Below are 12,008 nucleotides of genomic sequence, written 5' to 3'. Positions count from 1 at the left end.
CTGTGAGCGCTGGTGTCAGAGGTTGATCATGTGACCGGCGATGCCCTCGACGGCTTCCTTCATGGCCTCGCTCAGGGTCGGGTGCGCGAAGACGTTGCGCGCGACCTCGTCGGCGGTGAGGTCCCACTGCTGGGCCAGGGTGAGAGCGGGCAGCAGCTCGGTGACCTCGGGGCCGATCATGTGCGCGCCGAGGATCTCGTTGTGCTTGGCATCGGCGACGACCTTGACGAAGCCGACACCCTCGGCCATACCGCGCGCCTTGCCGTTGGCCGAGAACGGGAAGGAGGCGACCTTGACGTCGTACCCCTTGTCCTTGGCCTGCTCCTCGCTGTAGCCGAACGAGGCGATCTGCGGCTGGCAGAAGGTCGCCCGCGGGATCATGTCGAAGTTGATCTCGACCGTCTCGGCGCCTGCGATGGTCTCGGCCGCGACGACGCCCATGGCCTCGGCGGTGTGGGCGAGCATGAGCTTGCCGGTGCAGTCACCGATGGCGTAGACGCCGTCGACGTTGGTGCGGCCGCGCTCGTCGACCGCGATGGCCTTGCGCTCGGTCAGCTGGACGCCGGTGGCCTCGAGGCCGTAGCCCTCGACGCGCGGAGCGAACCCGAAGGCCGCGAGGAAGCGGTCGGCCTCGAGCACCTGCTCCTCGCCGCCGGCGGCCGGGGCGACCGTGACCTTGACGCCGGAGCCGGTGTCCTCGACGCCCTTGACGGCGGTGGACAGCAGGACCTTGACTCCGAGCTTCTTGTACTGGCGCGAGAGCTCCTTGGACACGTCGGCGTCCTCGGTGGGGACCATCCGGTCGAGGAACTCCACGATGGTGACGTCGACGCCGAAAGCCTTGAGCACGTAGGCGAACTCGACGCCGATGGCACCGCTGCCGCCGATGATGATCGATGCCGGCGGGTTGGGGTCGAGGATCTGCTCCTCGTAGGTCACGACGTTGTCGGAGAGGGTGACTCCGGGCACGAGGCGCGTGGTGGCGCCGGTGGCGATGATGATGTTGTCACCGGTGACGGTGCGGGTCTCGCCGCCGTCTGCCTCGACCTGCAGGGTCTTGGCGTCGGTGAACGTCGCCCAGCCGTCGATCTCGGTGATCTTGTTCTTCTTCATCAGGTAGTGCACGCCCTTGGCGCTGGCATCGGCCACGCCACGGCTGCGCTGGTGGGTCGAGCCGAAGTCCATGGTCGCGTCGCCACTGATCCCGAACTTCTTCTTCTCGTTCGTGATGATGTGCGCGATCTCTGCGTTGCGCAGCAGCGCCTTGGACGGGATGCACCCGACGTTGAGGCAGACACCGCCCCAGTACTTCTTCTCGACGACGGCGACGGACTTGCCGAGCTGTGCCGCGCGGATCGCCGCGACATACCCGCCAGGACCGGCTCCCAGGACTACGACATCAAAGTGATCAGCCACGGCCCGAGCCTAACGCCGCCACCGTCGGCGTACGACGGGAGGCGGGTCAGTCGGCCGGGTCGCGATGTCGGTGCGAACACCTACGGTCGTCGCATGCACGAGACCAGCGAGGACTTGGCAGATCTGCAGCGACTGATGGATGCGTCGTACGGGCGCAGCACCAGTCATCTGCGCGAGATCGTCAGCGACGACCACCGGCTGGACGCCGTGGGTCTGGTGCAGGCGCTCCAGGGCATGAAGGTGCTCAGCCTCGCGACGGTGACCGCCGGTGGTGAGCCGCGGGTGAGCGCCGTCGACGGTCATTTCCTGCGGGGGCGGTGGACCTTCGGCACCGACGGTCGGGCCGCCAAGGCGCGCCACGTCCAGGCGCGGCCGGCAGTGAGCGCCGCCCACGTCGACGGTGAGCGGCTGGGCGTGTTCTGCCACGGCCGTGCGGTGCGACTGGGCCCGGAGGACGCCGAGTGGGATGCCACGATCGACCACTGGAGTGCGCACTACGGCTCCGATCCGACCGGCTGGGGCGATGACGTGCGGATGTACCGCATCGAGCCGACCTGGCTCGTCGGCTACGCCGGCGCGGGCGGGAGCACCTAACCCGCGTGCGGGGGCTCGACCTCGTGCACCGCGAGCACGGCGTCGGTGTTCAACGGGCCGTAGATGTGGGGGAAGACCTCACCACCGGCCTCGGCGACCGGCTCCCGGATGAGCTGTGAGGTCAGGCGATCAGGGTCGATCTCCAGCAGCAGCAACGGGTCCGCGACGTCGGCGTAGAAGCGCCGGCGCACCTGCGGCCACTGGTGCTCGGTCGACGCGTGGATGAAGCCTTCGTCGGCGAGGCTGCGTCCGCGCGTCGAGGTCTCGTACGACCCCGTCTCCTGAGCAGCGCGCCAGTCATCGGGCTCGGCGAGGTGGTAGATACGCGACATGGCCCCGAACCTACGACGCAGGTCGCGGGTGCGGGGCCATCTCGGCGGGCTCAGGCGAAGGCGGAGCCGATCGGGGTGGAGCCGTGGTTGTACTCGTACGTCCGTCCGTAGGTCGCACGGTCGTCGATCACCGCGGCGATCGTGGCTGCGACGTCGGCGCGCGACACCTCGGACTTCTCCTGGTCGGCGCCGACGCTGATCTCGCCGGTGGCCGGCCCGTCGGTGAGGCGGCTCGGCCGCAGGATCGTCCAGTCGAGGTCGGTCTGCGCGAGGTGAGCGTCAGCAGCGGACTTCGCCTCGGCGTACGCGAAGAACGAGCTGTCCTGCGGAGTGCCGTGATCGGCGCCCGCGCCGAAGTACGACACCATCACGTAGCGCCTCGCTGTCCCCGAGGCCGCAGCGTCCATGGTGCGGATCGCCGCGTCCCGGTCGACGGCACGGGTGCGGTCGGGGTTGCCGCCGCCGGCACCCGCAGACCAGACGACCGCGTCGTATCCGTCGAGCAGCTGCGCGGTGGCGTCGGCGTCGAGGGACTCGACATCGGCGACCACCGGAGTCGCGCCTGCGGCCTCGACATCGGCGCTGTGCTCGGGGTTGCGGATCACGGCGTCGACCGTGTGCCCGGCGCGGACCAGGAGGGGTTCGGCCAGGAGCGCGATCTTGCCGTGTCCACCGATCAGAGCGATGCGTGCCATGCCGTCACCGTACCGGCGCGGTCATCGGCTTCAGTGCGTTGGTTCGAGAGGGTTTGGGGGCGGCGTCGGCGCCGAGCACGAAGCGGCTGCGGCGACGCAGGAGGTGGTCGGTCGTGGCGGTCACGACGGCGGAGCTCCGAGGCATGAGGTTCTCCCTTCGGCGGCCAGCAGCGGACCCAGCGGGTCCGAGCGGCGCAGGTGGCTAGGGGGTCGCTCATGTCAACGGAGGGTCCCTCCGATTCATTCCGCGAAACGGACACTTTCTCCGTTTTCTGGGAGCCCGGTCAGGTGCGCTCGAGCGTGCCCTCGATCACGAACGCGGTCATGCCCTGAACGCTGCGGGTGTCGTGTGACTCATCGGGCTCCCACAGGGCGGCCTGGCCTGCCGTGATCGTGACCGGGGCTGCGTCCGCGCCGGAGACCTCGGCCGTGCCGCTCACCACGACGAACAGCTGGTGGCCGACCGCCGGGTGGCGGGCGATGACTCCGCCCCGCTCCAGGCTCAGGGCTGCGACGTGAGCATCCGTCACCGCACCGATGCCGGCGACGCGAGAACCGTTGCTGCCGAACGTGTTCACATCATGTGACGGCAGTGCTTCCAGGGCAATGATCTCCATCGTGGGAGTCTCGCACCCATGGGCCGGGCCGAGATCAGGATGCTGTGCGACCGAACCATCGCCGCCGCGTCCTGGGCTGCTCGACCAGCATGCCCGTGCCTTTCAGCCAGGCGGAGTTCTCGAGTCCGCTCAGCAGGCTGATGAGCTCGCGATGACGGTCTCGCGGGCCGACCGACGTCAGCCGTGACTCCTCCGGCAGCGGCGTGGAGCGGGCGTTCATGACGCCGTTGAGCCAGACCTGCTCGTGCGGTTGCGGTACGCCGGCCTCGATGACGGCGTACGCCTTCAGCTGGCCGAAGGCAGTGGCCTCCACCGTGCGGCAGCCGAGGGCTTCGGCGAGTGCCTTGTGATCGATGGAGCGCCTGGTGCCGCTCAGGATCAGCACGCAGCCGCTGCCTTCGAACGCGATCAGGTCGCCGAGCACGATCGAGTCGGCAGGCTTCATCCGCCCTGTGACGCGCAGGCCCGCGCGGTCGAGGTCGCTCAGGCGTTGGTCGAACAGGACGGTGGCCGTGTAGTCGCGCATGGCGGACACCCTTCCAGTCGGCGAGCGCGTGCGGGCCGGTCATCCACAGGGGTGAGGGGTACGCCGACCGGTGCGGTCGGCGTACCCCTCACCTGGGCCCTGCGAGCGGTCAGCCGCCGTGACCGGCGTCGGATGCCTGGGACGCCGACTCCACGATCGGGTCCTTCACCTTCTTGGCGTCGTCGGCCTCACCGCCGGGGTTGGCGCCGCCGTTGCCGGCGCACGGCCTCCTCGATCTTCTTGCCGGTCTCGGCGTCGACGTTCTTCCAGTACTCAAAGGCACGCTCGAGCACGGGGGACTTCACGCCGCCCAGCAGGTGACCGGCAACGGTCTGCACGAACGCCTCACGCTGGGCGTCGTCCCAGACCTCGCGTACGAGGGTGCCCGCCTGGCCGAAGTCGTCGTCGTCCTGGCGCAGCGTGTAGGCCTGGCGGACCATGGCGCCGTCGGTCTCCCAGCCGTCCTCGACCTCGCCCACGTTGTCGGCGTAGCCGCGGCCCTCGGAGTTGGGTGCGTAGACCGGCTGGTCACCCGTGTGGTCGTACGCCATCGGCCCGTCGAACGTGTAGGTGTTCTGGTTCTCGACGATCGACCGGTTGACCGGCACCTGCAGGTAGTTCGGCCCGATGCGGTAGCGGTGGGTGTCGCTGTAGGCGAACGCCCGCCCGAGCAGCATCTTGTCGGGGGAGAACCCGATGCCCGGCACGAGCGCGCTCGGCTCGAACGCCGCCTGCTCGATCTGGGCGAAGAAGTTGTCGGGGTTCTTGTTGAGCGTCATCGTGCCGACCTTGATCAGCGGGTAGTCGCTGTGCGGCCAGACCTTGGTCAGGTCGAACGGGTTGAAGCGGTAGGTCTTGGCGTCCTCGTACGGCATGACCTGGACCGACAGGGTCCAGCTCGGGAAGTCGCCTGCCTCGATCGCGTCGTGCAGATCGCGCCGGTGGTGGTCGGCGTCCTCGCCCGCGATGCGCGTCGCCTCGTCGCCGGTCAGCCCCTCGACGCCCAGGTTGCTGTGGAAGTGGTACTTGACCCAGTGCTTCTCGCCGGCCTCGTTGATCCACAGGTAGGTGTGCGAGCCGTAACCGTTCATGTGCCGGAACGTCTTGGGGATGCCTCGGTCGCCCATCAGGTAGGTCACCTGGTGCGCCGACTCGGGGTTGAGGCTCCAGAAGTCCCACTGCATGTGGTTGTCGCGCAGACCCGACCCGCCGCGGCGCTTCTGGCTGCGGATGAAGTGCGGGAACTTCATCGTGTCGCGCACGAAGAACACCGGGGTGTTGTTGCCGACCAGGTCGTAGTTGCCCTCGGTCGTGTAGAACTTCAGCGCGAAGCCGCGAGGGTCGCGCCAGGTGTCAGGAGATCCCTGCTCACCGGCGACGGTCGAGAACCGCGCGAGCATGTCGGTCTTGATGCCCTTCTGGAACAGCGCGGCCTTGGTGTAGGCGCTGACGTCCTCGGTGACCTCGAGGACGCCGAACGCGCCGGAGCCCTTGGCGTGCACGTTGCGCTCGGGCACGCGCTCGCGGTTGAAGTGCGCCATCTGCGACAGGAAGTGCACGTCGTGCAGGAGGATCGGGCCGTCAGGGCCGATCGTGAGGGAGTTGCGGTCGCTCGGGGCCGGCGAGCCGGTCTCGGTCGTTGATCCGAGCTGCGCCTCCTTCGAGGGCGCCGTCTCGATCGACTCGGAGTGGGACGTGGTGCTGTCAGCCATCATCTCTCCTTCAAAGTGGTGACCCGGCGACTACCGGGCCGCGTGCTGGCACCGAGGGCACTGCCCCCAGTAGATGACCTCCGCCTCGTCGATCGTGAAGCCGTGCTGTGAGGAGGCGTCGAGGCACGGTGCCGAGCCCACGGCGCAGTCGACGTCGTCGACCTCTCCGCAGGTGCGGCACACGACATGGTGGTGGTTGTCACCGACGCGCGTCTCGAACCGGGTGGGGTGTCCCGCCGGCTCGATGCGTCGTACGAGGCCCGCGTCGGTGAGGGCGCGCAGGACGTCGTAGATCGCCTGGGTCGAGACCGACCCGAGCCGCTGTCGTACGGCGGTCGCGATCGTGTCGACGTCGGAGTGCGGCCGCTGCTGCAGCTCGGTGAGGACGGCGACGCGGGGAGCGGTGATCCGGAGCGCGCTACTGCGCAGTCTCTGGGTCACGTCGATGTCAGCCACAGGCACAGCCCATCACTCAATCTGGAATCGGTCAAGAAAAGTCTGACGGCGGGGTGTCGGCGGCGTCACGCCTTAAACGTTTGATGTAGAACATTTCGATATGGAACAATCGGGAACATGTCCATCGCTCCCTACCGCCGCGTCCTCGGCATCGACCAGACCCGCCACATCCTGCTGATCGCGTTCCTGCTGCGGATCCCGATCATGGGTGCCGGTGTGCTGCTGACGCTGCACGTGGTCAACACGCTCGGGCGTGAGTGGAAGGACGCGGGTCTGGTGTCGGCGGCAGCGACGCTCGCCATCGCGGTGAGCGGTCCCTGGCGTGGCCGGCTGCTCGACCGGATCGGTCTGCGACGGGTCGTGCTCCCGTCGTTGCTCGTGTCCGGTGCGTGCTGGGCGATCGCTCCGTTCGTCGGCTACTGGCCCTTGCTCGGACTGGCCACGGTGGCAGGGCTGTTCGTCGTGCCGACGTTCTCGATCATCCGGCAGGCCCTGATCGTGGCCGTGCCCGAGGAGGACCGCCGCACGGTGCTGTCTCTCGACGGTGTCGTGGTCGAGCTGTCGTTCATCGTCGGACCGATGCTGGGTGTCTGGCTGTGCACCCTGCTGCCCACGTCGTGGGTCCTGTTCGGCATCGAGATGATCTCCGTGCTCGTCGCGGGCGTGCTGTGGTGGATGAACCCGCCGCTGCGCTCGCCGGCGACCGACCTGGCCGACGCCCAGGCCGATCGGCTGCCGCGCAGGGCCTGGTTCGGGATGGGCTTCCTCGGCGTGTGCGCCGCGGCGTTCGCCAGCATGGTGGTGCTCGCGGGCAGCGAGGTCGCGGTCGTGGCCGCGATGGAGCACTGGGACGCGATGTCCCAGCTGGGCGTCGTCCTGCTGCTGTGGGGCCTCGGCTCGATCATCGGCGGGCTCGTCTACGGCGCGATGCCGCACGCACTCCCGCCCTTCCGGCTCCTGGGCGCGCTCTCGCTGGTCACGCTGCCGATGGCCGTGGCAACCGATGGCGTGACGCTCGGTCTGCTGTCGTTCGTCGCCGGACTGTTCTGCGCCCCGACCGTCACGGCCACCGTCGATGCGGTGTCGCGCATCGTGCCGACTGCTGCGCGCGGAGAGGCGATGGGCTGGCACGGCTCCTTCATGACGGCCGGCTCGGCCGCAGGTGCGCCGTTCGTCGGGGCGTTCATCGACGGGCACGGCGCCGGGGGAGGATTCGTGAGCGTCTCGGTCGTGGGTCTCGTCGTCGCGGTCGGGGGCCTGTGGACGGTGCAGGTCCGCCGCCGGCTGCGGCGCCGGCTCACGCTCGCTGCCTAGCTGTTGCGGGGCACGAGGTTGTTGACGGTGAAGCGTTGAATCCCGCCTGCCTCCGAGTGACGAGGTCACGCAGTCTGTCGCGGTGGCTTGACTCCGACGTTCGTTGCTCCGTGCCCTGAGGTGGCCAGCAAGCTCTCTAGGAGGCCTGGGAACCGTTCTTCGAGTTCGTCGGCCCGGAGATGTACGTAGCAACGGGTGCCTTCCTCGCGAGTCCGCGTGACCCCCGAGGACCGGAGCACCTTCAGGTGATGGCTGAGCGTGGAGTTCGCGACGGGCGCATCCAATTCGCCCCACTGTCGCTCGACTCCGTCGGACAGGAGTCGCACCAGACCCAGCCGCAGGGGGTCGGACAGGGCGGCAAGGACGGTGGTCAGCGCCACCTCGTCCAGATCAGGGTGATGTGCATCTTTCGCCACGCGTCCAGTATCGCACCCGACCCATCTTATTCGATGTTCGCCGAACATCGAATAAGATGGGTCGCATGACACAACACCGACTCCCCGGCTGGCTGATCGGCCTCTTCGTCGCCACCCTCGCGTTGGGCACCGACGAGTTCGTGATCGCCGGCCTCCTGCCCGAACTGGCCGCCGACCTGCAGATCACCACGGGCACAGCTGGCCAACTGATCACCGTGTTCGCCCTCACGTTCGCGCTCGGTGCGCCGGTGATGGCAGTCGTCTTGGACCCGTATCCACGACGGCGGGTCATCCTGAGCGCCTTGGCGGTATTCATGCTCGCCAACCTCGCCGCCGCCATCGCGCCCACATTCAGTAGCTTGATCGCGCTCAGGGCAGTGGCCGGTCTTGCCGCTGCGGTGGTGTCGTCCACCGCGTTCGCCGTCGCGGCGCAGGGCGCTCCGTCCGATCGGCAAGGTCGCTATCTCTCAGTCGTCACCGCTGGGCTGACCGTGGCACTGTTCACCGGAGTGCCGGTCGGGGCATGGATTGGCGCGCTGTTCGGGTGGCGGTCGACATTCGTGCTGATCACGGTCGTAGCGCTCGCCGCCATGATCGTCCTCGCAGCGGGGCTGCCCCAGCTCGAGGGAGCCCCGGCAGCGGGTCTGGTCGAGCGACTCAGCCCTCTACGCAACGTGCGCGTGCTGCGGCTCGTCCTTGCCGTGACCCTCTGCGGGGCGGGCGGTCTGATGTTCTACAGCTACCTCTCCGCCCTCCTGGAACGCAGCCAGGGCAACATGCAGGCACTGCCCTGGGTGCTTCTACTGGTGGGCATGATCGGCGTCCCCTCAGCATTCCTGGGTGGCCGGCTTGCAGACCAGTACGGCGGGCGACGCAGCCGCCTCATCGTCGTCGGCGGACACGCCCTGGCCCTCGTTCTCGTCGGCAGTCTGATCGCACTGAGCGCCCCCTTCCCGCTGCTGCTGCTCGGCATGGCTACCTGGTCTATCTTCGCCTGGGCACTCAACCCGCCCCTACAGGCCAGCACCATCGAAGCCGCGCCCGAAGCGCCCATGACCGCCATCTCGCTCAACATCTCCGGCCTCTACCTCGGCACCGCGTCCGCAGCCGGTCTCGGCGGAATCATCGTCGACGGACCCGGGGCACTCTGGATTCCGTTCGCCGCGGCCTTCGCGCTGACGCTCGCATGGATCAGCGCCTCATTCCGAACATCGCAACCAGCCGAGGTCACAGCATGACCCACCACAACGCACCCCTGTCCGTCGAGGGACGCCGACGGCTGGTCGAACGCTGCAAGACCCGCCCCATCGCCCACGTCGCATCAGAGATGGGAATCTCACGCGCCCGCGCATCGAAGTGGGTCAACCGATGGCGACGTCACGGCGACGCCGGACTGCGCGACCGCTCATCGAGCCCCCGCCGGAGCCCGAACGCCACACCAGCCTGGGTCATCGAGCAGATCGAGACCTGGCGACGCGAGCACAAATGGTCAGCACAACGCATCACCGATGAGCTCACCGACCTCGGGTTCAGGATCAACCGCCGCACCGTCACCCGCCACCTGACCAGGCTCGGCCTTGGTAGACGGAGGTTCATCGACCCCGGCGGTGACAACAACCGCAAGCCCGGGAAGATCACCGCCCGCTGGCCCGGACACATGGTCCACCTGGACGTGAAGAAGGTCGGCCGGATCCCCGATGGAGGCGGCTGGCGCATCCACGGCCGCGACAGCGACCAGGCCAAGACCGTCGATCGCGCCAAGTCCGCTGGCGCGAAGCGTGGCTACACCTACCTGCACTCAGCCGTCGACGGATTCTCCCGACTCTCCTACACCGAGCCCCTGCTCGACGAGAAGGGAACCACTGCTGCAGCGTTCCTCGCCCGAGCCAAGGTTTGGTTCGCCGCCCAAGGCATCACACACATCCACCGGGTCGTCACCGACAACGGGGCCTGCTACCGCTCCGGTGACTTCGCCCGGATCGTCGGCCAACGCACGCGACATCAGAAGACCAAGCCGTACACCCCGCGCCACAACGGCAAGGTCGAGCGCTACCAGCGAATCCTGGCCGAGGAACTGCTCTACGCCCGTGAGTTCAACAGCGAGGACGCGCGTTCTTCCGCGATCGCTGTCTGGAACATCCACTACAACTACCACCGCCCGCACAGCGGAGCCGGTGGACGACCGCCAGCATCTCGACTTCGCGGCGGCGTCACCCACGTCCAGCCCTCATACACCTAGCACGTCACGATTTCGGGGAATGGCCGGGTGTCCGGTACGGTTGTCCATACCGACTGGTGTGCAAGATGCGCCAGTGTGCAAGAGAAGCCCAGCTTCCACCCGCGTCGACAGGCATGTCGCCGGGTCACGGTGAGGACAGACTCGTTCGCGAGTCAGGCATGCGTCGTACGACGTGTGCAGTCCTCGACCTTCGCGAAGGCTCCTCGTGCGCTCCGGTGACGAGGAGCCTTTTCTTGTCCCCGGACCTACGTGACAGGACAACGAAGGAGCAGACATCAGCGCTGAGCCCCGTATCAACGACCGCATCCGGGTTCCCGAGGTGCGGCTGGTCGGACCCAACGGTGAGCAGGTCGGGATCGTGCGCGTCGAGGACGCGCTCCGGCTCGCCGCCGAGGCAGACCTGGACCTCGTCGAGGTGGCACCGATGGCCAAGCCGCCGGTCGCCAAGCTCATGGACTACGGCAAGTTCAAGTACGAGGCCGCCATGAAGGCGCGCGAGTCGCGCAAGAACCAGGTCAACACGATCATCAAGGAGATCAAGCTCCGTCCGAAGATCGACCCGCACGACTACGGCACCAAGAAGGGCCACGTCGAGCGGTTCCTCAAGGCCGGCGACAAGGTCAAGGTCACGATCATGTTCCGCGGCCGCGAGCAGTCCCGCCCCGAGCTGGGCTTCCGACTGTTGCAGCGGCTCGCCGAGGACGTCGTCGAGCTCGGCTTCGTCGAGAGCGCGCCCAAGCAGGACGGGCGCAACATGATCATGGTGCTCGGTCCGACCAAGAAGAAGGCCGAGGCGCGTGCCGAGGGCCGTCGCCGCCGCGAGGCGGAGGAGGCCGAGGCCACCAGCGCCACGACCGAGGCGGTCACCGCGGAGTGACCCTCCCGGGGCGCACTGCGTGCCCCGGACACACGGCTCCGGCCGTGTCCACAGACTCGTCACGAGTGCGCTCGTGACTGACCACCCGAGATCGGCGTGCGCCAGCGGCGCCGACCAGACGAAGGAGATCGGCACATGCCGAAGATGAAGTCGCACAGCGGTGCGAAGAAGCGTTTCCGGGTCACGGGCTCCGGCAAGATCATGCGCCAGCGTGCTCGCCACGTGCACAAGTTCCAGGAGCGCACCTCGAACCAGGCTCGCCGCCTCGCCAACGACGTCGTCGTCGCCCCCGCCGACGAGAAGAAGATCAAGAAGCTTCTCGGCAAGTAAGCCCGTCGTCCCGCGGATGAGCCGACCAGGCCCACGGGACACCACTCGACCACCCCAGTACTGAAGGAGTTCTCACGTGGCACGCGTGAAGCGGGCAGTCAACGCCCACAAGAAGCGTCGTACCGTTCTCGAGCAGGCCAGCGGCTACCGCGGCCAGCGCTCGCGCCTCTACCGCAAGGCCAAGGAGCAGGTGACCCACTCGATGGGTTACAGCTACCGTGACCGCCGCGCTCGCAAGGGTGACTTCCGTCGCCTGTGGATCCAGCGCATCAACGCCGGTTGCCGCGCCAACGGCATGACCTACAACCGCTTCATCCAGGGCCTCAAGGCCGCTGAGGTCGAGGTCGACCGTCGCATGCTGGCCGAGCTGGCCGTCAACGACGCCCCGGCGTTCGCCAAGCTCGTCGAGCTGGCCAAGGCCAACGTCCCGGCCCAGGAGACCAAGGCCGAGCCGACCCCGGCCGCCTGATCCCTGCGTACCCCC

At 68.0% G+C, this 12,008-nt stretch carries 15 protein-coding genes; 7 read left to right on the top strand and 8 right to left on the bottom strand.

Annotated elements, in window-relative coordinates; all coding sequences use genetic code 11:
* Nucleotides 1–15: 15 nt before the first annotated feature.
* Nucleotides 16–1,416, bottom strand: a complete 1,401-nt coding sequence (gene lpdA, locus VV01_RS09795; protein WP_050669721.1) for a dihydrolipoyl dehydrogenase — start codon at nt 1,414–1,416, stop codon at nt 16–18.
* A 93-nt stretch (nt 1,417–1,509) separates the two neighbouring features.
* Between lpdA and VV01_RS09790 the strand changes: the two genes are divergently transcribed.
* A complete protein-coding gene (locus VV01_RS09790) occupies nt 1,510–2,010 on the top strand; it encodes a pyridoxamine 5'-phosphate oxidase family protein (RefSeq protein ID WP_050669720.1) in 501 nt (166 codons plus the stop codon).
* On the opposite strand, the gene VV01_RS09785 is transcribed toward VV01_RS09790, so the two are convergent.
* The 7 genes from VV01_RS09785 to VV01_RS09760 all read right to left on the bottom strand — a co-directional run bounded on the left by VV01_RS09785 (nt 2,007) and on the right by VV01_RS09760 (nt 6,348).
* Nucleotides 2,007–2,342 (bottom strand): DUF952 domain-containing protein, encoded by a 336-nt coding sequence (locus VV01_RS09785; RefSeq protein ID WP_050669719.1) that lies wholly within the window; start codon nt 2,340–2,342, stop codon nt 2,007–2,009. The genes VV01_RS09790 and VV01_RS09785 overlap by 4 nt on opposite strands.
* 50 nt (nt 2,343–2,392) lie before the next feature.
* Nucleotides 2,393–3,037, bottom strand: coding sequence for an SDR family oxidoreductase (locus VV01_RS09780; protein ID WP_050669718.1), 645 nt, complete (start codon nt 3,035–3,037; stop codon nt 2,393–2,395).
* Nucleotides 3,038–3,041: 4 nt separating this feature from the next.
* Nucleotides 3,042–3,182 carry a hypothetical protein gene (locus tag VV01_RS23300; protein WP_157508791.1) on the bottom strand — a complete coding sequence of 47 codons (141 nt, stop codon included), beginning with the start codon at nt 3,180–3,182 and terminating at the stop codon, nt 3,042–3,044.
* A gap of 139 nt (nt 3,183–3,321) precedes the next feature.
* Nucleotides 3,322–3,654 carry a hypothetical protein gene (locus VV01_RS09775; RefSeq protein WP_157508790.1) on the bottom strand — a complete coding sequence of 111 codons (333 nt, stop codon included), beginning with the start codon at nt 3,652–3,654 and terminating at the stop codon, nt 3,322–3,324.
* Between the two features lie 34 nt (nt 3,655–3,688).
* On the bottom strand, nt 3,689–4,180 hold the full coding sequence (locus VV01_RS09770; RefSeq protein WP_157508789.1) for a hypothetical protein: 492 nt from the start codon (nt 4,178–4,180) through the stop codon (nt 3,689–3,691).
* 188 nt (nt 4,181–4,368) lie between these two features.
* A complete protein-coding gene (locus tag VV01_RS09765; RefSeq protein ID WP_082221216.1) occupies nt 4,369–5,892 on the bottom strand; it encodes a catalase in 1,524 nt (507 codons plus the stop codon).
* Between the two features lie 30 nt (nt 5,893–5,922).
* Nucleotides 5,923–6,348 carry a Fur family transcriptional regulator gene (locus VV01_RS09760; RefSeq protein WP_050669715.1) on the bottom strand — a complete coding sequence of 142 codons (426 nt, stop codon included), beginning with the start codon at nt 6,346–6,348 and terminating at the stop codon, nt 5,923–5,925.
* 117 nt (nt 6,349–6,465) lie between these two features.
* On the opposite strand from VV01_RS09760, the gene VV01_RS09755 reads away from it, so the two are divergent.
* The 6 genes from VV01_RS09755 to rplT all read left to right on the top strand — a co-directional run bounded on the left by VV01_RS09755 (nt 6,466) and on the right by rplT (nt 11,993).
* Entirely contained in the window at nt 6,466–7,662 is a 1,197-nt protein-coding gene (locus tag VV01_RS09755) for an MFS transporter (RefSeq protein WP_050669714.1), read from the top strand.
* Between the two features lie 481 nt (nt 7,663–8,143).
* Complete coding sequence (locus VV01_RS09750) at nt 8,144–9,316, top strand: MFS transporter (RefSeq protein WP_050671841.1); 1,173 nt, start codon at nt 8,144–8,146, stop codon at nt 9,314–9,316.
* Nucleotides 9,313–10,317, top strand: a complete 1,005-nt coding sequence (locus VV01_RS09745; RefSeq protein ID WP_050669713.1) for an IS481 family transposase — start codon at nt 9,313–9,315, stop codon at nt 10,315–10,317. Before VV01_RS09750 ends, VV01_RS09745 begins: the two co-directional genes overlap by 4 nt.
* 274 nt (nt 10,318–10,591) lie before the next feature.
* On the top strand, nt 10,592–11,194 hold the full coding sequence (infC, locus tag VV01_RS09740) for a translation initiation factor IF-3 (RefSeq protein ID WP_071606341.1): 603 nt from the start codon (nt 10,592–10,594) through the stop codon (nt 11,192–11,194).
* A 135-nt stretch (nt 11,195–11,329) separates the two neighbouring features.
* The gene (gene rpmI, locus VV01_RS09735) at nt 11,330–11,524 is read left to right on the top strand and encodes a 50S ribosomal protein L35 (RefSeq protein ID WP_050669711.1); all 195 of its coding nucleotides are present in this window, start codon (nt 11,330–11,332) and stop codon (nt 11,522–11,524) included.
* A 76-nt stretch (nt 11,525–11,600) separates the two neighbouring features.
* Nucleotides 11,601–11,993 (top strand): 50S ribosomal protein L20, encoded by a 393-nt coding sequence (gene rplT / locus VV01_RS09730; protein ID WP_050669710.1) that lies wholly within the window; start codon nt 11,601–11,603, stop codon nt 11,991–11,993.
* Nucleotides 11,994–12,008 lie beyond the last annotated feature (15 nt).

This window comes from Luteipulveratus halotolerans, assembly GCF_001247745.1.
Lineage (GTDB): Bacteria > Actinomycetota > Actinomycetes > Actinomycetales > Dermatophilaceae > Luteipulveratus > Luteipulveratus halotolerans.
Note: the sequence above shows the minus strand (reverse complement) of the source record. Positions and strands in the feature narration are given on the sequence as shown.

Coding starts and splice junctions, on each gene's coding strand:
- VV01_RS09790 (WP_050669720.1), top strand. CDS start 1,510: ATGCACGAGACCAGCGAGGACTTGGCAGATCTGCAGCGACTGATGGAT.
- VV01_RS09785 (WP_050669719.1), bottom strand. CDS start 2,342: ATGTCGCGTATCTACCACCTCGCCGAGCCCGATGACTGGCGCGCTGCT.
- VV01_RS09780 (WP_050669718.1), bottom strand. CDS start 3,037: ATGGCACGCATCGCTCTGATCGGTGGACACGGCAAGATCGCGCTCCTG.
- VV01_RS23300 (WP_157508791.1), bottom strand. CDS start 3,182: ATGCCTCGGAGCTCCGCCGTCGTGACCGCCACGACCGACCACCTCCTG.
- VV01_RS09775 (WP_157508790.1), bottom strand. CDS start 3,654: ATGGAGATCATTGCCCTGGAAGCACTGCCGTCACATGATGTGAACACG.
- VV01_RS09770 (WP_157508789.1), bottom strand. CDS start 4,180: ATGCGCGACTACACGGCCACCGTCCTGTTCGACCAACGCCTGAGCGAC.
- VV01_RS09765 (WP_082221216.1), bottom strand. CDS start 5,892: ATGGCTGACAGCACCACGTCCCACTCCGAGTCGATCGAGACGGCGCCC.
- VV01_RS09755 (WP_050669714.1), top strand. CDS start 6,466: ATGTCCATCGCTCCCTACCGCCGCGTCCTCGGCATCGACCAGACCCGC.
- VV01_RS09750 (WP_050671841.1), top strand. CDS start 8,144: ATGACACAACACCGACTCCCCGGCTGGCTGATCGGCCTCTTCGTCGCC.
- VV01_RS09745 (WP_050669713.1), top strand. CDS start 9,313: ATGACCCACCACAACGCACCCCTGTCCGTCGAGGGACGCCGACGGCTG.
- rpmI (WP_050669711.1), top strand. CDS start 11,330: ATGCCGAAGATGAAGTCGCACAGCGGTGCGAAGAAGCGTTTCCGGGTC.